Source organism: Ruegeria sp. C8, assembly GCF_056537565.1.
Genome location: NZ_JBQFRV010000012.1, coordinates 20,019 through 42,275, shown reverse-complemented (window position 1 = coordinate 42,275; position 22,257 = coordinate 20,019). Strand labels below are relative to the sequence as shown.

Genomic DNA, 22,257 nt, shown 5'->3' with positions numbered 1-22,257 from the left:
GCTCCCCGAGATATTTTTGGCCAGATGAAGGTGGAATCCCTTTTCAAGGTTCTTGTACCTGATCACTGCCTCCAGGCGTGATAGGTTTGGCGTCTTCGGGGCAATGGTCCAAGATCATTTGCTGGATGAGGGTCTTGTGCAACGGCTTGGTCAGGTAGTGATCCAGACCAGCCTCTAGAATACCTTGATCATCCCCCGCCATGGCGTGCGCCGTCAGGGCGACGATCGGCACGTGACGACCGGTTTCAACCTCGCGGCGGCGGATTTCGGCAGTGGCTTGTTTGCCATCCATCCGGGGCATCGAAATGTCCATGAAGATCAAATCGGGTGAAAACTCCTGATAGAGGTCGACTGCCTCTTGCCCGTTGCCGGCGAAACGCATGTCGATGTTCAGATCCTTGACCATTTTCTTCAGGATCAGCTGGTTGGTTCTGTTGTCCTCGGCGGCAAGAACGCGCATGATGCGGTTCCCGTTCGGCTGAGCCTCTTGCGTAGGCTGAGGCGACGTATCTGGCTGGGATGCGGCACCCCCCAAGGCGATCAGTCGGCTGTAAAGCTCGGACCGGGGGATGGGTTTTTGCAGAACACCTTCAATCAAATGCCGTGCAGGGCTGGCGTGAATGACCCCCGGATTGTTGGACATGATGACCACCGGCAACTCGGTCCAGCCGCGATCGTGCAGGATGGTTGCAAGTTCCATCCCGTCCATGTCGGGCAAGTCATGATCGCATAGGAACAGATCAATCGAGGGGTCCAGTTTCGACAGCGCTTCGCCTCCGGAAGCGCAGACTGTGACCTTTGCCCCAAGACGCCCCAGCTGCTTGGCGAGAATGGCTCGGTTGGCGGCAATATCCTCGACCAGCATCACGTGTTTCAGATGCCCTTGCAGGTCGGGCGGAGAGGGTTGAGGCCCCTCGGCAGTGGGCAGAGTCACCCGGAAGCCAAAACACGACCCTTGCCCAATTTCGCTTTCGACCCAGACATTGCCCCCCATCATGGTGATCAGGCGTTTTGTGATTGCGAGGCCCAGCCCTGTCCCTTCGAATTGACGATTGCGTTCATCTTCGACCTGATTGAACTCACCAAAGATGTGGTTGATCTTGTCGTCCTCGATCCCGATGCCGGTGTCTTCAATGGCGATGTGGACATCACACTCCTGTCGGTCCGTATGGGGGACACCTGTCACCCGGATCAACACATGCCCTTCGCTGGTGAACTTGACAGCATTGCCAACAAGGTTAGTGAGAACCTGCCGCACACGGCCCGGATCCCCCACGAACAACGTCGGCAAGAAGAGATCATAATCCACCAGCAGGGTCAGGCCCTTGTCACGCACGCTTGGCTGCAGCAGCATCGCAACCTCAAGGATGCAGCGTTCGAGATCGAATTGCTCGGGGTGCAGGATCAGCTTGTCCGCTTCGATTTTCGAATAGTCCAGTACATCGTTGATGATGACCAGAAGCGCCTCGCCCGAGTTGCGGATCGTATTGACATAGAGGCGCTGTTCTTCGTCCATCGGTGTTTCGGACAGCAACTCGGTCATGCCGACGATGCCATTCATGGGCGTCCGGATTTCATGGCTCATATTCGCGAGAAAGGCCGATTTGGCGCGGTTTGCAGCCTCGGCCCGGTCGCGTGCGGCCTGCAATTCGGCCTCATGCCGGACAGATGCGGTGATGTTCAGGGCGAGGCTGACCATATCGCCGCCACTGCCACGCTGGTCGATCAGGCGGACGTATTGACCATTCCACAATTGGATCACTTCAGGTGGCGGATTGGCCCGAGCCCAGCGTCTTTGCATCCGGGCCTGCCAGTCCCCAGCCTTTTCCGCACCGGTGTCAACGATGCCTTCGTTGGTCAACAACTCAAGAATGCGGGTGTACGAGATACCTGGCGCGACCTCATCCAAACCTTCGAACACGCTCAGATAGGCGGTATTGGCCCCGATCAGGCGACTGCCACCGTCGAAAAAGGCAAAACCGTCCTGAATGGTCTGGATCGAATGCCACAGGCGGCGCTCGGCCACTTCAACCTTGGCATGGGCCTCGGTCAGATCAGATTTGACCTTTTCATTCTCGTCCCTGACGGTCTCAACTTCAGCTTGGGTTTCGCCAATGCGCTTGGTCAACGCCATCGCATGGCGGCCCAATTTGCGGTTGGCCGAGGACAGCTCGGCCTGTTTCAGCGCCAACATCCGTTCCGCCGCCAGGCGCGCGCGTCGTTCCTGTGCCAGTTTTTGTGCAAGGCTCATGATGCGTGATTCCGGTCTGCTCTGCCGTCAGCATCCGGGCAATCGGTGAAAAAGTGTTTAAGCCGTTGCCTGAGGGGTGCCGCACGTGTCAAATTGACCCCAAACAGGAGGTCACAATGCACCGCTTTGTATTTTTTTCAATAACTTACATCATTTCAACTTTCGCCCTGACCCTGGGCGCGCTGGCTCAGACTGCCGTGCCCGAGTTCCGCTATATCACGACCCGAGACGCGGATTTTTACGGCTCGGATCTGGATGCGCTGTTCGATACGGATCTGAAGTCCTGCATCCGCGCGTGTTCGGCCAATCCAAGCTGCACGGCCTTCACCTATAACACTCGGTCGGATGCCTGTTTTCCCAAAAGCGGTGTGAACCGGCAGGAGCCCTATCAAGGCGCGGTGTCGGCACAGAAAGTATTCATCCCAGAACAGACCCTATTATTGGGGAAAACGCGCGCTGAGTCCCTCACATTCCTTCGCCAGAAAGACCTGAACGAAGCGTTTCAACAGGCCCGCGACCTTGGGTTTCGCCACTCTGCCGGAGGTCGTGACCTGCAGACTTTGCTGGAGTCAGCGCTGAACGCAGATACGGACCGACTTGCGATGTTGTGGACTGGGGAGGCCGTGACCCTCAGCGATGCGTCCGACCTATGGGTTGAATACGCCCGGCTGCTGCTGCGCCTGAACCCGAACGGATATCAGGAGCAGCAGGACTTCCGCACCCGCGCGTTGAACGCCGCCATCAACGGATATCTGCGCGCGGACACACCGGGGGCCCAAATCGCGGCGCTGATGGTGATGTCAGACGCGCTGGAAGCGGTCGAACGCGGTCGCGATATAGTGTCGGCACTGCGGCTGGCCGAACAGGTGCAACCGCGTGAGGATGTCCTGGCAGCTTTGGACGATGCCATCGGCAAATACGGGTTCCGCATCATCGACAGCACGGTGGAAAGCAACGCCGCCGCGCCGCGTATCTGCGTTGAGTTCTCGGAACCCTTGGTCAAGGCGGGGGTCGACTACGACCCGTTTGTGCAACGCAGTGACGATGGGCTGGTGGTGCAGGTCGATGGCAAAAGCCTTTGCCTGGACGGCGTTGCGCATGGTCAACGTTATCGCTTTGCCCTGCGCGAAGGGCTTCCGGCGGCCTCGGGTGAGGCCCTGAACCGTACTGTCGAACTGACGCACTACGTGCGTGACCGTGCTCCTTCGGTCCGGTTTCCGGGGCGCAGCTATGTGCTGCCGAAATCGGCGGATGCGGCCTTACCGGTTGAGACGGTCAATACCGGCTCTCTGGACCTGACCTTGCGACGTGTCAGCGATCGCAACCTGATCCGGGCCGTGCAGCAGGATTTCTTTGGCCGCCCCCTCAGCGAATGGCAGGAACGTGAATTCTCGGACGAGATTGCCGAGGATGTCTGGACCGGAACAGCCGAGATCGCAAACGAACTGAACCAAAGCATGACCGCCCGTCTGCCCATGGCCGAGGCGATTGCCGATCAACCCGCTGGGATCTATGCCCTGACTGCGCGCGTCCCCGGGGCAGATCCTTATGATGATCCAGGCGCAACACAGTGGTTTGTGCTGACCGACCTGGGGATCAGCACAGCCCTTGGTACAGACGGGCTGCATGTCACCGTACGCGGTCTGCACGACGCAACCCCGCGCGAGGGGATCGAGGTCTCGCTGGTTTCAAACGCCAACGCGGTGATTGCCAAGGCGCAGACAGATGACAGTGGCTATGCGCAGTTCGAAGCGGGCCTGACCCGCGGCAAAGGCGCCAGCGCACCGGTTTTGGTGATGGTGGCTGATGGGGAATCCGATTTCAGCTTCCTCTCTCTGACCGACCCTGCTTTTGACCTGTCGGATCGCGGGGTCGAAGGGCGTGCCCCTGCGGGTCCTGTGGATGTATTCCTGACCACGGACCGGGGCGCCTATCGCGCCGGAGAGGTCATTCACATCACAGCTCTATCCCGCGACAACAAAGCTCAGGCCATCGAAGGCCTGCCCCTGACTGCCATTCTCTATCGCCCCGATGGGGTGGAGTATCGCCGCGCGGTCTCGGATGGCGGTGTTGCGGGCGGCCATGTCTTCAGCCTGCCCGTCGCCCCGGATGTGCCGCGCGGGACGTGGAAGATTGAGATCAAGTCCGACCCCAAAGCCGACGCTCTGGCCCGTCAAACTGTGCTGGTCGAGGATTTCCTGCCCGAGCGCATCGACTTTGACCTCAGCCTGCCGGACGCCCCTCTGCGCCCCGGCGATACGCCGCCCTTGCAGATCGACGCGCGCTATCTTTTCGGCGCGCCGGGGTCGGATCTGAGCATTGATGGTCAGGTCATCGCCCGCCCAACCGACGCCGTTCCGGGCTTTGAAACTTTTCAGTTTGGGCGCTACGACGCCGAGACCTCAACCAAAAGCACCTATTTCGGTGATGCGCAGACGGATGCCTCTGGGCAGGCCTCAATTGCCATCGAAATCCCCGTGTTAGAGACAAATGGAAAACCTCTTGAGGTCGAAGTTATCACCCGACTGACGGACGGATCGGGCCGCCCTGTCGAACGCCGCCTAACTGCTTCGGTCCAATCCGCACAGGCGATGATCGGTATCCGCACCCTTTTCGAGGATGTGATCCCCGAGGGCACCGAGGCCGCGTTCCAAATCATCGGCCTGTCCCCGGACCTGACCGCTGAGCCCATGCGCCTGCGTTGGACGTTGAACAGGCTGGAAACCCACTATCAATGGTATCAGCTCTATGGCGACTGGAATTGGGAGCCGACCACGCGACGTACCCGTATTGCCACAGGTGAGGTTGAGACAGGTGCAGACCCACTGAACCTGTCGCAACCGGTCGACTGGGGCCAGTATGAACTGGTGGTCGAACGCCTCGATGGCGCTTACGCGGAAACCGCCGTGGAGTTCAGCGCGGGCTGGTACCAGGCGGCAGACGCCTCCACCTCGCCCGACCGGTTAGAGATGTCGCTGGACCGCGACAGCTATCGCCCGGGTGAGACGGCGCAACTGCGGATCGTGCCGCGCATGGCAGGCGTGGCGCAGATCGAGGTCCTCTCGAACCGTCTGATCCACCGCCAGATGGTCGACGTGCCAGAGGGCGAAACCGTGATCCCGATCGACGTGACCGAGGATTGGGGTGCCGGAGCCTATGTCACCGCCACCGTGATCCGCCCCATGGATGTCGCCGCCGGCCAGAACCCGGCACGGGCGATGGGCGTCGCCCACGCAACGGTTGAGCCTGTCGGGCGTCTGTTGGATGTGAGCATTGATGTGCCGCAGGCGACCTCTCCCAGAACGACGCAGAAAGCTTTTGTTAGGGTCGAAAATTCGCCCGAAGGTGAGCCTGTTTGGCTGACGCTGGCCGCCGTGGATGTGGGTATTCTGAACCTGACCGGTTTCGACAGCCCCGATCCGCAGGGTTACTATTTCGGCCAGCGCCGTCTGGGTGTGGACCTGCGTGACGTCTATGGCCGCCTGATCGACGGCATGAACGGTGCAATGGGCACGATCCGATCTGGTGGAGACAATTCGGGGATGCAGAGGCAATCCCCTCCGCCTACGCAAGACCTGATGGCCGTTTTCAGCGGCCCGGTTCAGGTGGATGCAAACGGAGAGGTCGAGGTCGACATCCCTCTGCCCGCCTTCAACGGAACCGTACGGCTGATGGCGGTCGCCTGGTCGGCGGCAGCCGTAGGACAGGCCGAGGCCGAGATGATCGTGCGCGACCCCGTGGTCGTCACAGCCAGCCTGCCCCGTTTTCTGGCCCCAGGCGACCAAAGCAGGATGTTGCTTGAAGTCGTCCACGCCGATGGCCCGTCAGGTGAGATGGGACTGGGACTGACCACCTCAACCGGGTTGGAGTTGGGAACAGCACCCGCCAGCTTTGTTCTGGAGGATGGCGGTAAGGCGGTGTTCGACATCCCGCTGCGCGCGCTTTCCGTCGGAGACCCGGAAATCAGCGTGGCGATCACGACGCCGGATGGCCGTGACTTGTCGCAAACCCTCCGGATGCCGGTACGCGCAAACGACCCTATTGTGGCTCAAACACGGCGGTTTTCGCTGGGTACAGGCGACAATTTCCTGTTCACCCAGGACGTGTTCGATGGCTTCCAGCCCGGCACCGCAAAGGCGATCCTGTCTGCGGGCGCTTTGGCAAAGTTCGACACGCCCGCCCTTCTGGATCAGTTGAACCGCTACCCCTATGGCTGCACTGAGCAGATCACCAGCAAGGCGCTGCCGCTGCTGTACCTGTCGTCCGTGGCGCAAGCGTCGGGGCTGGGTGACGGCCCGATTGTGGATCAACGCATCAGCGACTCGATCCGCAGTATCCTGACCCGGCAGGCTCCGAACGGAGCGTTTGGCCTCTGGCGGGCGGAGAGCGGAGATTTCTGGTTGGACGCCTATGTCACCGACTTCCTCTCGCGCGCCCGAGCGCAAGGCCACCCGGTGTCGGACCGCGCCTTCGCGCAGGCCATGGATAACCTGCGCAACCGCGTGAACTATGCCCCGGATTTCGACGAAGGCGGTGAAGATATCGCCTATGCGTTGATGGTGCTGGCCCGCGAAGGCGCAGCCTCGATGGGTGACCTGCGATACTATGCCGATACCAAGGGGGACGCTTTCGACACCCCATTGGCCGCCGCGCAACTTGGGGCGGCGCTGGCGTCCTACGGAGATCAGACCCGCGCCGATGCCATGTTCGCCCGCGCGGCCCAGCTGCTGCAGCGCCGACCCGCGCAGGAGCGCTACCTGTGGCGAGTCGACTACGGCACAGACCTGCGGGATGCCGCCGGGCTGCTAACCCTTGCCGTCGATGCGGGTAGTCAGGCGGTGGATCGCGACGCGCTGATCCAGCGTGTCACCTCAAGCCGCGCGCATTTGTCGACGCAGGAGGCTTCATGGTCCTTGTTGGCCGCGCATGCGCTTGTAACAGACCCATCCGACTCGGGGTTGATGGTGAACGGCGCGCCGGTCTCGGGCCCCTTCGTTCAAGTGCGTGAGGCAGGGTTTACGGATGACCTGAACATCTCGGCTACCGCAGCCAACCCAACCGATATCACGCTGACAGTGACGGGCATTCCAACCGCTCCGCCCGAATCGGGAGGCACCGGATACGCCATAAACAGAGCCTATTACTCGCTTGAAGGCGACCCTCTGGACCCGTCTACCTTCACCGCCAGTGACCGCTTTGTAACCGTTCTAACCGTCACACCGTTCGAGAGCGGCGGCGCGCGGTTGATGATCGATGACCCTCTGGCTGCGGGGATCGAGATCGACAACCCCAACCTGTTGCGATCAGGCGATGTGCGCGCGTTGGATTGGCTGGACCTGTCCGACGCGACCCATACCGAGTTCCGCGCAGACCGTTTCCTGGCGGCGGTCGATCTGTCCGGGGGCGAGACGGTGACTCTGGCCTATGTGGCGCGCGCCGTCACGCCCGGTACGTTCCACCACCCAGCCGCCTCGGTCGAGGATATGTATCGCCCGCAAAATCGCGCGCGGACGGATACTGGGCGCGTTGAGGTGCAGTGATCCTGCGCCCGTCATATCGGCGCAAGGGGTTCGCCCCGGTATTGCTGGCACTGGCCTCTGCGCTCTACCTGACCGCCTTTGCGCGGGACCAGTTGGATGCGTGGGTAGACGCGACCGTCCTGCCACCTGTACTGGCCGAAACCTCTGTCGAAGTCAGGGACCGGGACGGAGCCCTTTTGCGGGCTTTCCCGGTCGAAGATGGCATCTGGCGGATGCGCCCCGGCTCGGTGGACCCGGCGTTCATCGAAATGCTGGTCCGGTATGAGGATAAACGGTTCTGGTCGCATTCCGGCATCGACCCCTTCGCTTTCCTCCGCGCGGCTGGGCAAGCCCTATGGAACGGACGTACTGTTTCGGGTGGCTCAACCCTAACCATGCAGGTCGCGCGACTGATCGAGGATGGCTCAACCGGGCGCTGGAGCGGAAAGATTCGCCAAATTAGGGTCTCATTGGCACTGGAAGGACGGCTGAGCAAGCAGCAGATTCTAAACCTCTACCTGACTCACGCGCCCTATGGTGGCAATCTGGAAGGCCTCCGCGCAGGTAGCCGTGCGTGGTTTGGAAAAGACCCGGTGCGGTTGACCCCCGCGCAGTCCGCCCTGCTGATTGCCCTCCCGCAGTCGCCCGAGGTTCGACGCCCGGACCGCGCCCCTTTGGCCGCCCGAGACGCGCGAGATCGGGTTCTGAAGCGGATGCTGTCTTACGGGGTTCTGACCGCGTCCGAGACGCACAGCGCGCTGACCGAAGATATCCCGGATCAGATGCGCGCATTTCCCCGCTTGGCCCCTCACCTCACAGACCGAGCGCGGCGTGAAAACCCGGAAGCTGAGACTTTGGACCTGACACTGGATGCCGGGCTGCAGAAGCGGCTGGAACCTCTGGTGGCGCAGGCAGCGGCGCGAGCGGGACCGCGTATTTCGGGGGCGTTGATCGTGGCTGATCACCACAGCGGAGAGATTCTGGCCTCGGTCGGTTCTTCGGGCTACGCGGAGGCGCGGCAAGGGTTTGTGGATATGACACGGGCGCTACGCTCTCCGGGGTCGACGCTGAAACCTCTGGTCTATGGGTTGGCCTTCGATCAGGGGCTGGCCCATCCCGAAACTTTGATCAGCGACAGCCCGGTTATGTTTGGCCGCTACGCGCCGCGGAACTTCGATGGCGTCTTTCGCGGCGATGTACGGGTGCGGGACGCGCTGCAACTATCGCTCAATATCCCGGTTGTGCGGCTGACGGATGAGCTTGGGCCTGCGCGCGTGATGGCCGCCCTACAGCAAGCCGGCGCATCCCCACAATTGAACGGAAGCACCCCGGGCCTTGCCGTTTCATTAGGCGGCATTGGACTGAGCTTGCACGATCTGGTGCAACTCTACGCCACGCTGGCCGCAGGTGGGCGAGGACCAACGTTGCGCCATGACGCCTTGGCGAACCGCACTGAGACGCCTCGGGTTCTGTCAGATGTCGCGGCATGGCAGGTGAGCGATATTCTGGCCGGTCTTGCCCCCCCTCCGGGGGCCGCCGCGTTTGGTTTGGCGTATAAGACCGGCACGTCTTACGGGCACCGGGATGCTTGGGCGATTGGCTTTGACGGCCAGCACGTGATCGGCGTCTGGCTGGGGCGCGCGGATGGTACTCCAGTCCCCGGTGCCTTCGGCGGAGAGCTGGCAGCACCCCTGCTGTTCGAAGCCTTCGGCCATTTGAAACCGACTGCCACGCCATTGCGCCCACCGCCCCCTTCAACGTTGATCGTGGGGGCCGCTGAACTGCCTCAACCCTTGCAACGCTTTCAGCCCCGAGGGGCAGCGTTCGACGATGACCCAAGCGCCCCGGACTTGATCTTTCCGCCCAATAACTCTGTGTTAGAGACGGGTGGAGGCCCAGTGACCGTCAAACTGCGTGGCGGGGTTGGACCGTTTTCGCTTCTAGCGGATGGCGTTCCGGTGTTGACGGGGCAACGGCATCGCGAGTTCGAAATACCGAACCCGGGTCGCGGGTATTCCGCACTCGTGGTGGTAGACGCCCGTGGCGCGTCGGATCGGGTGTCAGTTCGGATCGACTAAAGCGTGGCAAGGTATCCGTATCGCAGGTTTAAACCGAAGCGATCTAGCGACGCCCTTCGCGCAGCCATCCGCCCAGTAAGAACCCACCGGCCAGCAGCAGAACCAGCCATGGCGGCAGCAGTCCGGCTTGAGTAACGTCCCGCGTCTCATAGGCCTCGCGCGGGGTCAGACCGATCCAGCCACGCCCCGCCGCCGGACGCCCAGCGCGGACGTTGCGGATTGAAGGTAAACCCTCTTCCAACCGGATCACGCCACCGCGCATGGCGGCGATCACAGGTTCCAGCACTTCCCCTGTTGCGATCGTACGCTCGAACTCTTTCGGTGCCGCGGGGCCGAGGCCGATTACCGCCATCAAATCACCTTCCTGCAGACGATAGAGGCCAATCTCGGGTCCGAAATACTGCGCCTCGAACCGTCCGGGCGAAACCTCTTCAAGGATGATCTCAAGCGTTTCACCATTGGGCCGGGTGATCGTGACCGGTCCGACCTCTTCCTCGAGGGTCTGGCGAATAATGCGCATCGACTGGCCGTTAGCCTCGGCCCAAAGCGCTTCTTCCTCAAGCTCGGGCTCTTTCATCATCCAATGGGCCAGTCGTCGCAGCAGTTCCAGCTGAGGCCCGCCGCCTTCAAAACCACGGCTCCACAGCCAAGCGTGGTCTGACGCCAACAGGGCCACCCGCCCCTCACCGACCCGGTCCAACACCAACAGCGGCCGGTCCTCAAGGCCGGTCATCAGCACCTGGCCCGAGCGCTCATTCACGTCGATCTGACGCAGCCATGCACCCCAATCCTCGGAATCGCCCAGATTGGTAGTCACAGGGTGCCGATGCCCCAGATCACTGACCATGGGAACGTAGCGCTCTTCGATCACCCGTGCCGTCGGTTGCGCTGGCAGGCTACCCGCAAGGGGCGAGCGGAAGATGCTGTCTGCGGTGGCGAAATCAGGGCCTGCGGCGATAAGCACAGCGCCCCCGTTGTCGATATAATCGGCCACGTTATCCAGATAGATCGCAGGCAAGATGCCCCGGCGTTTGTAGCGATCAAAGATGATCAGGTCGAAATCATTGATCTTCTCCAGAAACAACTCACGTGTCGGGAAGGCGATCAGAGACAATTCATCCACCGGGACGCCGTCCTGTTTCTCGGGCGGGCGCAGAATGGTGAAATGCACCAGATCGACCGAGCTGTCGGATTTCAGCAGGTTGCGCCAGGTGCGTCCGCCGGGATGCGGCTCGCCCGACACCAGCAGGACGCGCAGCCGGTCGCGCACGCCGTTCATCTGGATCAATGCAGTATTGTTGCGGTCTGTCAGCTCACCATCGGCCTCCGGGACCGTAAACTGGATGACATTCCGCCCCCCATGCGGCAGTGAGATAGGCAGTTCAACATCCACGCCGATTGGAATACGGAATTCCTCCGGCTCGCCCCCATCAACCGAGATCTCAAGCGGCGCGCTGGTGGCCCCGCCCGGAGCCGCGCCGCTGTCTTCGACGCGCAGGGTCAGGGTTACGGGTTCACCGATTATGGCAAAGGCAGGCGCATTGCGGACGATGAGCCTGCGGTCCCAGTCGCTCTCACGCCCGGTCTGCAAAAGGTGCAGCGGCGCGGGCAGGTCGGGCGCTTGATCAACGTCATGTACGATCCCATCCGAGACCACAAGTATACCGGCCACCCGCGCACGCGGCTCCTCGGCCAGGGCCGCATTCACAGCGGCCATCACCTGCGTGCCTTCGTCGCCATCGCCGTCGCCCACGCGGATGCGGCGCAGTTCGGTATTGTCACGCGACTCGATCTCGGCCGCCAAGACCTCAGCCGCTTGGGCGGTTTGATCGGCCCGGTCCGAGAGTGTCTGGCTGGCGCTTTCATCCTCGATCATCAGAACGATATCTGTCAGCGGCGCGCGATCTTCGACCTGATAGACCGGACCGGCAAGTGCCGCGATCACTACCAACACGGCCAACCCACGCAACGCCCATCCGGACAATCCCCGCCAGACCGCCAAGATCACACCTGCAACGGCGATCGAGGCGACCACAAGTAGTATTGGCCACGGGATCAGCGGATCAAAGATAACGGTTCCTGTCATTGTCCCAACCTGTCCAACAGAGCAGGCACATGGACCTGATCGGATTTGTAGTTCCCGGTCAGCACATGCATCACCAGATTGACCCCAAAGCGATTGGCCAGCTCGCGCTGACGCTCCCCCGCATAGCCACGCCCGACCGGCAGAAGGGCTTGCCCATTGCGATCCACCGCCCAGGCCCCGGCCCAGTCATTGCCACCGATCACCACGGGCGTCACGTTGTCGTTGAGGTTGCGGAAGGGCATGCCTTCGATCTGTTCGGCATCCAGCGGAGCGGCCTCGACCCAGACATCAGTTCCGGCGTAGCGTCCGGGGAAATCCTGCAGAAGATAGAAGGTCCGCGTTAGCACATGATCGTTCGGAATCGGCTCTAATGCTGGGATATTAAGTGGCGCCGCCAGTTGCTGCAGCTTGCGCCCATTGGGGCCGGAGGCACCGAAACCCGCGATATCCGCATCGCGCGTGTCAAACAGGATCATACCGCCCGAGCGCAGATAGGCATTCAGCTTGGCATAGGCCTCATCCGAGGGGCGCGGCTGATCCTGCGTGATGGGCCAGTAGAGCAGCGGGAAAAAGGCCAGCTCGTCCCGTTCCAGATCGACGCCAATCGGTGCAGCGGGTTCGACCGAGGTGCGGTAGTTCAACGTCTGGGCTAGTCCCCGTAACCCAGCCTGTGCGATGTCGTCCACCTGGCTGTCACCGGTCAGCACGTGCGCCAAAACCAGTTCATGGGTCGCGGCGAGGGCAAAGTCGGTCTCATCGGGCGACTGCGCCTGCGCCTCGGGTACCAGCAGCACGGCCCCCATAGCAACCGCTGTCGCCTTTGCCAGACCCAAACGGCCCGACAAGGCCAGAGACGCGATTACATCCACGGTCAGCAGAATCAATGCGAGGCTCAGCAGTATTCCCCCGAGAGGTGTCTCGGTTGAGACCTCCTGCCCGCGGATCGGCACATCTGCGGGCCATGCAACAGGGCTGAGCGTTGTCTCCTCGGACAGCACATTCCGCGCCAGCTTTTGCTTCCCACTTTCATAGAGGCCAGGACGAAGGTCGGGCCCAATCTGTCCTGACACCAGCTCAACCCCATCCACACCCGCCAGCGTACCGGCATCGGACAACGCGCCGAACCCATCCATGATCTGGACCGGCTCCCACGTGGTGCCCTCCAATTGCGCGACCTGACGCGATTTCGCGGCCGAGGCAACGGCCAGACGGTCCAGCATTTCCACGAACAGGCCAGACAGCGGCAGGCTAGACCATTCCGCATCTGCGGTCACGTGGAACAGGACAACCTGCCCCAAGCCCAGCGCCTTGCGCGTGACCAGAGGTGTACCGTCCGACAGCGACGCAATCACGCGATCAGCCAAGTTAGGGTCTGGTTGCGCCATGACCTGAGTGGATACGGTCACGTCCTTCGGTATCGGCAACCCATAGAAAGGTGAGTCCTCAGGGAACGGTGCCAGTGTCTTGGATTCCCCCCAGCTCATCGCGCCGCCAACGGTGCGCCCGCCGCTGCGCAGGCGAACGGGCAGCAGCGTATCCTCTTCATCGCGCCCCAGATCGCTCGCCGCCATGCGGGGCCCTGCAAATCGCAGCAGAAGGCCGCCCTGTTCGACCCATTCGATCAGGCCAACCTCTTCCGGACCCGAGATCTGGGCGACGTCCGACAGAACAATCACATCGGGATTGGCTGGCAGAACCTCGGGCAGGCCGCCCTCAACAAAATCGGCGGTCGGGATCAGAACCTGCGTCAGGTAGTGCAGCGGCGACAACAGCTCCAACCCTTCGCGGTTGAGGGTTCCTGCAATCAGCGCAACTTCGCGGCGTCGCAGGCTGTCATCGGTCAGTGTCACCGCCCCGGCCGAGCGCTGGCCCTGCAGCTCAAACCGTGTGATCCGGGCACGCAGCTCCGACGGCAGGGCGAGGTCAATCTGGGCCTGGGTCTCGCCAGCTGCGAACGTCATCTCGGCCGATTGCAATACCCGCGCCGTGCCCGCAGGGTCGCGGCCTTGCGCCAGAACGGTCACGCTCTCCTCCGGGCCCGGTTCGGCCCGTAATGCGGTCAATTGAATGACGCCGTCCTGATAAACGGCAGGCAAAAGCGCCAGCGCCGCCGCGTTCGAGCGGTAGACGGTGACTTGCCCTCGGGACTGCAGTTCAGACACTAACTCTGGGTGTTTTTCATAGCCCAAGCGGTCGCTGAACCAATGCGTATCAAACCCACCTTCGACCTGATCCAGTGCGGCGATGACCTGATCAACCTGATCCTCGGTCGGTTGCCACGGGTTCGGAACAAGGCCCGGCAAACGGTTGCGCCACGCCTCGGCCGCCTGGAACACGGGCGGCTCCGGCTCGGTCAGGCGCAGGATCGAGACTGGGCGGCCCGCGCGTCCGGCTTCGGTCAATTGCGCGTCGATCTGGTCCAACGTCGACGACCAGCGCGTCGCCCCGGCCCAGCTTGCATCCAGTACCAGCATCAGGGGGCCAGTGCCCGTCTGATCGCGCGACGGGTTCAACACGGGACCGGCCAAACCGATGATGATCGCCGCCGCCGCCAGCATACGCAGCAAAAGCAACCACCAGGGTGTCCGGTCCGATACGCTCTCATCGTCTTTGAGGCCGAGCAACAGTGTGACCGCAGGGAACATCCGACGGATCGGCGCGGGTGGGACCGCGCGAAGGATCAGCCACAGGATCGGAAGGGTCAGTAGCCCCAACAACACCCACGGCGCCGTGAAGCCGATGCCCGCCAAAACGGTCATTGAACACCCCCGTCCAGCGCACGATAGAGCCATAATAGAGCCGATTGCGCGCTTTCTCCGGTGTGGTGCAGACCCAATTGCCAGCCGGTCGCGCGGCACAGATGCGTCAGCGCATCCTTGCGCTCGGCAAGGCGATCCAGATACCGGTCGCGCAGCTCTCCGGCCTTCAGGGTTTCATGCCGAATGGTGCCGCCGACGCTTTCAAAAATGGTGCGGCCCGCGAAGGGAAACGTCTCTTCCCCCGGATCGAGGACTTGCAACAAAACGCCCCGAACGCCGCGATCTGCTGCTTTGGTCAGGGCCAGTTCGACCTCATCCATTGGGCCAAGAAAGTCCGAGATGAACACAGCACGGGCGTGCGGGATCATGGCCCGGTGTTCGGGTGGCGCGTAGTCGACCTCCGAGTCCTCTGACCAGGCCTCGGCCAAACGAATGATCTGTGCGTTCCCGCGTCGGGGCGGCAGGGTTGTACCCGTCAAGCCAACGCGCTCGCCCCCGCGCACCAGAAGGATCGCAGTCGCCAGACCCAACAGCCTGGCGCGATCCACCTTGGAGGGCAGCGCCTTGTCCGACGCAAAACGCATCGAGGCCCCCTGATCGACCCACAGCATGACCGACTGCGCGATCTGCCACTCGCGCTCGCGCACGAATTGCTGATCCCCGCGAGCCGAGCGGCGATGGTCGATCATCCGGCGGCTGTCTCCGATCTGAGCGGGCCGATATTGCCAGAAGTCATCCCCCATGCCGGATCGACGTCGGCCATGGTCACCCAACAGAACAGTGCCTGCCAGATGTTCGGCGCGCGCCAATAGAGGCGGCAGCCGGGACGCCTCAGCCTCGGAACGTTGGCGAAGGGTCAGCGCAGCATTCACGCGGCAGCCTCAGTGCGGATCAGGCCTGCCGCTGTGCCATCGATCAGGTCGGCAAGGCTGTCGCCCCGCGCGCGTGCCGCGAAGTTCAACGCCATCCGGTGGCTGAGAACCGGGCGCGCCATATCCAGAACGTCCTCGGCATTCGGGGCCAGGCGCCCCTGCAGCATCGCCCGCGCCCGCACGGTCATCATCAGCGCCTGCGCCGCACGCGGACCGGGACCCCAAGCAACGGTTTCAGCGACGCGATCCGAGACGCCCGCCTCGTCGGGGCGGAAGGCGCGGACCAGATCGAGGATCAGTTCCACAACCGAATCCCCCACAGGCATCCGGCGCAACAGGACCTGAGCGGCCAACAGATCTTCCTTGCTGAAGATCTGATGCGCCTCGTCCTCGGCCACACCGGTGGTGGCCAGAAGGATATCCCGCTCGGTCTGACGATCGGGGTACTCTACGTCGATCTGCACAAGGAAACGGTCCAGCTGAGCTTCGGGGAGCGGATAGGTGCCCTCTTGCTCAATCGGGTTCTGTGTTGCCAAAACGTGGAACGGTGTACCCAGCACGCGGTCTTCGCCCGCTACAGTCACCGTGCGCTCCTGCATCGCCTGCAACAACGCCGACTGCGTCCGAGGGCTGGCGCGGTTGATCTCATCCGCCATCAGCAGCTCACAAAAGATCGGCCCCGAAATAAACCGGAAATGGCGGGTGCCGTCATCGGCTGTATCCAGAACCTCGGATCCCAGAATATCGGCCGGCATCAGGTCGGGCGTAAATTGAATACGGTTGCCATGCAGGCCCATCACGGTCGACAGCGTTTCAACCAGTCGGGTTTTTCCCAGACCCGGCAAACCGATCAGCAGGGCATGCCCCCCGCACAGCAGCGCCGTCAGGGTCAGGTCCACGACCCTCTCCTGCCCGATGAAGCGGCGAGTGATCGAGGATTTTGCCTCTTGCAGCTTGTTTTCCAACGCTTCGATCTCGGACACGAGGTCGGCAGGTTCGGACATGACTTTCCCTTCCGTGGACTATTATAGATGAAGTCTATCGCGCTGAGAGGAAATGGCAAAAGCAATGAGCGGACAAAAACCTGTGAAACCTTCCCCTGACGGTCTTGCGGCCTCGATCAAAGCGACCAAAACCAAGGGTTTACCCCCCGTTCACCTCTGGAATCCCCCTTTTTGCGGTGATCTGGACATCCGGATCGCCAAAGATGGCACTTGGAGTTATTTAGGCTCGCCCATCACCCGTTTCGAGCTTGTGAAGCTTTTTTCCTCAATTCTTAAGCTGGAAGACGGGAAATACTATCTGGTGACCCCGGTCGAGAAGGTGGGAATCACCGTCGAGGATGCGCCGTTCATCGCGGTGGACGTCGATGCCTTGGGCGAGGGGCAGGCGCAGGCTCTGACTTTCACCACCAAAGTTGGCGATGTCGCGGTGGCCGGACCAGATCATCCTATCCGCGTTGTCATGGACCCGCAGACCCAGGAACCCTCTCCATACATACTGATCCGTGATGGCCTTGAAGCCCGGATTGACCGCAAGAGCTTTTACCGGCTGGTCGAGATGGGTACCCATCACGAGGGCTGGTTCGGAGTTTGGTCCGAACAGCGTTTCTTCCAGTTGATCAAGTCAGAAGACCTGCCGGACTAGGCCGGCTTTGCAACTTTGCGATCCTGCGCCAGCACGACGGCCACCGCAACGACACCTGCGCCCAAAGCGCGGGTCCAGTTCCACTCTTCCCCCAGCACCAGCATGATCAGCATCACGTAGAACGGTGCGATATTGATGTGGAACGAAGCCAAAGCAACGCCCAGTTTCCCAACGGATCCGACAAACAGAACCTGGCTGAGGCCCATAGACACCAGGGCATAGATCCCAAGCATTCCGATCTGTTGAACATCAATCTGCGCCGTTGGCATGACATCCATACCCACTTGGCGTGCCCCGAAGAACAGCAGCAAAGCGACAACCAAGCCGCCGAAGAAGGTGATGGTGCTGCGCCCGGTTTGACTCAGCTCGGGGAAATCCCTCGCTGTTGCCATGGTCGCCCAGCAGAACAACCCGGTGGACGCGATGGCGCAGATCGCGCCCAAACCCAATTGCGCGGGCGCCACTGCACTGGTCGCGATCATACCGCCAATGATCGACACCAAGACGCCCAGCGCGAAATTCCAGCGCAACCGCCGCGCCCCGGTTGCCAGTTCGATCAGTGTCGCAAACAATGGCGCGCAGGAGGCAATGATGGCAACCGTCACCGGATCTGTCAGCTTCTGCGCCACGATAATCAGGAACATCCCGGCCCCGAGCGTCCCTCCAACAAGCATCGCATGACCCCACCGGGCGCGCAAAACCCGGCTTGGCCCGTCGATCACAAACCACAAAGGCACCATGACCGCCACGGCAAGCGCCAGCCGCGCCACGAAAAGCGCGACTGGAGGCCAGGTCTGCAACAACACTTCGGCCGCGGGAAACCCCGCCGCCCAGGTCAGCATGGAGGCCACAGCCAAACCGTTTCCAGACAAGGCCGAGCTGCGGCCAGTGGACATAGGAAGAGTGTTCCCGCGCACAGGATCAGGGCTCATCGCCATGGGATCGGACCTTCTGTTGGAACGGCGCAGAAAAATGATTCGCCGTGTTAGCCCAAACATCTCTGGACTTGGGCCTGCCTTCTTGTCGATTTTCGACAATCTGTCGTTTTCAATCCCTTTCCTCGAAAATCGGTGGAGACTAAGCTTGGGCGGATCACCGACCCAAAGGCCTCTCATGCCCAAATTCGCCGCCAATATTTCTCTGCTCTTTGCCGAACTCCCGTATCTGGAGCGGTTCCAGGCCGCGGCCGAGGCGGGCTTCAAGGCCGTTGAAATTCTGTTCCCCTATGAGTTGGCCGCGAAAGAGACCAGCCGTGCCCTTCTGGCCAACGGGCTGGAGCTTGTGCTGATCAACGCGCCTCCCCCGAACTACACCGGGGGTGAGCCGGGCTATGCCGCCGTTCCCGGCGGTGAGGCGCGGTTCCAATCCGATATCCGCCGCGTCTTGCGCTATGCCGATGTGCTCAAACCCGGCCTGATCCACATCATGTCCGGCTATGCATCGGGGCCTGAGGCGCTGGATTGCTTTGTTCGCAACCTGCAATGGGCCGCCGATACAGCCCCCGGTCAAACCTTTACCATCGAACCTTTGAACCCCGTGTCCCAACCCGGCTATTTCCTCAACGACTACGATTTGGCCGCGGAGGTTTTGGACCGCGTAGATCGTCCCAATCTGGGCCTCCAATATGACAGCTTTCACTCAGAGATGATCCACTCGGATCCGTTGGAGATTTGGGATCGCTTTCACAATCGCGTCATCCACGCCCAGATCGGCGCAGCACCCCACAGGTCCGAACCGGGTAGCGGAGATCTGGATTTTCAGACTCTGTTCAAGGCGATGGAGGTCTCTGGCTATGAAGGATGGGTCAGTGCAGAATACACTCCCTCAACAGCTTTGACGAGCTCATCCCTGGATTGGATGCATAAGGCAGTTCTTGCCAATGCAGATCTCTGATCCGCAATTAACACCGTCCGTCGTACTGTAGATATCAAGGAACCGCCTCATGATCCCTGCCCGCTATGCCCGCGCCGTGTTCAGCCTGATCATGTCGGGGCTAATGTCCTGCATCGTCACCGGGATCGCAACAGTCAAAGCCATCGGCTTTGGCCCGTCCACCCTCAGCGATTGGATGGCCTCATGGGCCTTTTGTTGGCCCATCGCCTTTACCGTAATCCTTCTGTTTGGCCCCAGTGTGCAACGGTTCGTCAACCGCATGGTCAGGCCGCAGGACTGACCCGCAGCGAAGAGGGTCCGCCGGGCCTGATGAGCAGCGCCTTTTAATGCGCTTCGGCCCAGTTCGCCCCCTGACCGGCATCCACAACCAGTTTCACATCTAGCTTCACGGCAGGGTCCGAGGCGCCCTCCATCACATCCCGCGCAACGCCGATCACCTCATCCACCGCATCTTCGGCGACTTCGAACAGCAATTCGTCGTGGACCTGCAGCAGCATTTTCGCCGGCAACCCCTTGATCGCCTCAGGCATCCGCACCATCGCGCGCCGGATCACATCTGCCGCCGTCCCCTGAATCGGAGCATTGATCGCCGCCCGGCGCGAGAACCCGGCATGAGGCCCCTTGGCGTTGATCTCAGGCGTATGGATTTTTCGTCCGAACAAGGTCTGCACATAGCCATTCTCTTTGGCGAAGGCGACCGTGTCGTCCATATAGGCTCTAATACCCGGGAAACGCTCGAAATAGCGGTCGATAAACCCTTGCGCCTCGGCCCGCGGAATGCGCAGATTGCGCGCTAGGCCAAAGCCCGAGATGCCATAGATCACACCAAAGTTGATCGCCTTGGCCTGACGGCGGATATCCGGCGTCATCTCATCCAACGGTACATCAAACATCTCGGACGCCGTCATAGCGTGGATGTCCAGCCCGTCTGCAAAGGCCTGTTTCAAGGCCGGTATCTCAGCGATATGCGCCAGAATACGCAACTCGATCTGGCTGTAGTCGAGGCTCACCATCACATTGCCCGGCTCAGCGATGAACGCCTCACGAATGCGACGGCCTTCCTCGGTCCGGACGGGAATGTTCTGCAGGTTCGGATCGGTCGAGGCTAAGCGGCCCGTGTTCGCCCCGGTGATCGAATAAGACGTATGCACGCGGCCCGTGTCCGGATTGATATGGGTCTGCAGCGCATCCGTGTAGGTCGACTTCAACTTCGACAGCTGTCGCCAGTCCAGCACCCGGCGCGGCAATTCATGCTCGGTCGCGAGGTCCTCTAGAATATCGGCCCCGGTCGAGTACTTCCCGGTTTTCCCCTTCTTGCCACCGTCGAGGCCCATCTTGTCGAACAAAATTTCACCCAACTGCGCGGGGGAGCCGACATTGAAGTTCTCACCGGCCAATTCGTGAATTTCAGCCTCTAAACCGGCCATTTTCTGCGCAAAGGCATTCGACATCCGGCTGAGGACATCGCGGTCGACCTTGATGCCGTGCATCTCCATTTCTTTGAGAACCGGCACCAGCGGGCGTTCGAGCGTTTCATAAACCGTCGTCACCTGAACCTGATGCAGTTGCGGCTTGAACAACTGCCACAGGCGCAGCGTGATATCCGCATCCTCGGCTGCATAGGCCGTGGCCTCATCAATCGCGACCGTGTCGAAGGTGATCGCCGATTTGCCCGACCCCAGCAACGGTTTGATCGGGATCGGCGTGTGGCTCAGATAGCGCTCGGACAATGTATCCATCCCATGCCCATGCTCACCGCCATGCATGGCGTAGGACATCAGCATCGTGTCATCGATCGGAGCCACCTCGATTCCGTAGCGCGCAAAGATCTTGGCATCGTACTTCATGTTCTGCCCGATCTTGAGGATCGAGAGGTCTTCGAACAGCGGTTTCAGCAGTTTTAGAGCCTCATCCAGCGGCATCTGCCCCTTGGCCAGCGCATCCGAGCCGAATAGATCATCCGCTGAACCATCTCTATGGGTCAGCGGGATATAGCAGGCCTCCCCTGCTTCGATACAAAGCGAAATGCCGACTAGATCGGCGATCATTTCGTTCAGCCCGGTTGTCTCGGTGTCTACGGCAACCCAGCCGCGTTCATAGGCCTGATCAATCCACTTCTGCAAAGCGCCTGCGTCCCGAACGCATTCGTATTTCGACGCGTCAAACGGGATCGCCTCAGCAACAATCTCTTCCGCGATTGGCGCGGGCGCATCGGCGATAACCGGGGCCTCGGCCCCTAGTTTGTCGGCAATCCGTTTGGTGAGGGTGCGGAACTCCATTTCCGCCAGAAAGCCCAGCAAGGTATCGGGATCGGGGTCCTGTACTTCTAGGTCGTCGAGGGTGAAATCCAGCGGCGTGTTCTCATCCAGCTGTACCAACTTCTTCGATAGCTCGATCTGATCACGCTTTTCGATCAGCGTCTGGCGGCGCTTGGGCTGTTTGATCTCTTCCGCGCGGTCCAGCAGTGTTTCCAGATCACCATATTCGTTGATCAAAAGGGCCGCCGTCTTGACGCCGATCCCAGGGGCCCCCGGCACGTTGTCAACGCTATCCCCGGCCAGCGCCTGCACATCAACCACGCGATCTGGCCCGACGCCAAATTTCTCGAACACGCCATCCGTGTCGATGCGTTTGTTCTTCATGGCGTCCAGCATCTCAACGCCGCCGCCGACCAACTGCATCAGGTCCTTGTCCGAGCTGACGATGGTCACGCGCCCACCAGCCTCGCGCGCCTGCACGGCAAGCGTGGCAATGATGTCGTCGGCCTCATAGCCCTCAAGCTCTTTGCAGGCGATGTTGAAGGCCTTCGTCGCCTCACGGGTCAGCGGCATCTGCGGCCGCAAATCCTCGGGCATCGCCTCGCGGTTGGCTTTGTAGAGGTCATAGAGATCGTTGCGGAACGTATGCGAGCCCTTGTCGAAAATCACCGCAACATGGGTCGGCGCATCGGGGCCGGCATTTCCTTCGGCATATTTCTGCAGCATGTTGCAGAAGCCCGACACAGCGCCAATTGGTAAACCATCCGACTTGCGCGTCAGCGGAGGCAGCGCGTGATAGGCCCGAAAAATAAAGGCCGATCCGTCGATCAGATGCAGGTGACATCCTTTTCCGAAATTGCTCATGCGCGTGCTCCCTGTCGGTCAGGGACGGTT

12 protein-coding genes are annotated in these 22,257 nt (G+C 61.3%); 5 read left to right on the top strand and 7 right to left on the bottom strand.

Annotated features, from left to right (window positions below; translation table 11 throughout):
• Window positions 1-43: 43 nt before the first annotated feature.
• Entirely contained in the window at window positions 44-2,251 is a 2,208-nt protein-coding gene (locus ACR0KL_RS15710; RefSeq protein WP_480777247.1) for a response regulator, read from the bottom strand.
• 116 nt (window positions 2,252-2,367) lie between these two features.
• On the opposite strand from ACR0KL_RS15710, the gene ACR0KL_RS15705 reads away from it, so the two are divergent.
• Window positions 2,368-7,791 (top strand): alpha-2-macroglobulin family protein, encoded by a 5,424-nt coding sequence (locus ACR0KL_RS15705; RefSeq protein WP_480777246.1) that lies wholly within the window; start codon window positions 2,368-2,370, stop codon window positions 7,789-7,791.
• Window positions 7,788-9,848, top strand: coding sequence for a penicillin-binding protein 1C (gene pbpC, locus ACR0KL_RS15700; protein ID WP_480777245.1), 2,061 nt, complete (start codon window positions 7,788-7,790; stop codon window positions 9,846-9,848). The genes ACR0KL_RS15705 and pbpC overlap by 4 nt, the downstream gene beginning before the upstream one ends.
• Window positions 9,849-9,891: 43 nt before the next feature.
• Here the strand turns inward: pbpC and ACR0KL_RS15695 are convergent, their stop codons facing one another.
• The 4 genes from ACR0KL_RS15695 to ACR0KL_RS15680 are packed head-to-tail and all read right to left on the bottom strand — an operon-like array spanning window position 9,892 to window position 16,569.
• Window positions 9,892-11,934, bottom strand: a complete 2,043-nt coding sequence (locus ACR0KL_RS15695; RefSeq protein ID WP_170767919.1) for a hypothetical protein — start codon at window positions 11,932-11,934, stop codon at window positions 9,892-9,894.
• Window positions 11,931-14,693, bottom strand: a complete 2,763-nt coding sequence (locus ACR0KL_RS15690; protein WP_480777244.1) for a DUF4159 domain-containing protein — start codon at window positions 14,691-14,693, stop codon at window positions 11,931-11,933. Before ACR0KL_RS15690 ends, ACR0KL_RS15695 begins: the two co-directional genes overlap by 4 nt.
• A complete protein-coding gene (locus ACR0KL_RS15685; protein WP_170679527.1) occupies window positions 14,690-15,565 on the bottom strand; it encodes a DUF58 domain-containing protein in 876 nt (291 codons plus the stop codon). Before ACR0KL_RS15685 ends, ACR0KL_RS15690 begins: the two co-directional genes overlap by 4 nt.
• On the bottom strand, window positions 15,562-16,569 hold the full coding sequence (locus ACR0KL_RS15680; RefSeq protein ID WP_170679529.1) for an AAA family ATPase: 1,008 nt from the start codon (window positions 16,567-16,569) through the stop codon (window positions 15,562-15,564). The genes ACR0KL_RS15685 and ACR0KL_RS15680 overlap by 4 nt, the downstream gene beginning before the upstream one ends.
• Before the next feature lie 64 nt (window positions 16,570-16,633).
• Here ACR0KL_RS15680 and ACR0KL_RS15675 point away from each other — a divergent pair, with 64 nt between their 5' ends.
• Window positions 16,634-17,212 carry a DUF1285 domain-containing protein gene (locus ACR0KL_RS15675; protein WP_170679531.1) on the top strand — a complete coding sequence of 193 codons (579 nt, stop codon included), beginning with the start codon at window positions 16,634-16,636 and terminating at the stop codon, window positions 17,210-17,212.
• Here ACR0KL_RS15675 and ACR0KL_RS15670 read toward each other — a convergent pair.
• Window positions 17,209-18,108, bottom strand: a complete 900-nt coding sequence (locus ACR0KL_RS15670) for a DMT family transporter (RefSeq protein WP_480555063.1) — start codon at window positions 18,106-18,108, stop codon at window positions 17,209-17,211. The genes ACR0KL_RS15675 and ACR0KL_RS15670 overlap by 4 nt on opposite strands.
• 217 nt (window positions 18,109-18,325) lie before the next feature.
• Here ACR0KL_RS15670 and ACR0KL_RS15665 point away from each other — a divergent pair, with 217 nt between their 5' ends.
• Both ACR0KL_RS15665 and ACR0KL_RS15660 read left to right on the top strand, forming a co-directional pair.
• Complete coding sequence (locus ACR0KL_RS15665; RefSeq protein WP_170679536.1) at window positions 18,326-19,105, top strand: TIM barrel protein; 780 nt, start codon at window positions 18,326-18,328, stop codon at window positions 19,103-19,105.
• Window positions 19,106-19,154: 49 nt separating this feature from the next.
• On the top strand, window positions 19,155-19,385 hold the full coding sequence (locus ACR0KL_RS15660; RefSeq protein ID WP_170379529.1) for a DUF2798 domain-containing protein: 231 nt from the start codon (window positions 19,155-19,157) through the stop codon (window positions 19,383-19,385).
• A 43-nt stretch (window positions 19,386-19,428) separates the two neighbouring features.
• Here ACR0KL_RS15660 and polA read toward each other — a convergent pair whose 3' ends face one another.
• Window positions 19,429-22,227, bottom strand: a complete 2,799-nt coding sequence (polA, locus tag ACR0KL_RS15655) for a DNA polymerase I (protein WP_480777243.1) — start codon at window positions 22,225-22,227, stop codon at window positions 19,429-19,431.
• Between the last annotated feature and the right edge of the window lie 30 nt (window positions 22,228-22,257).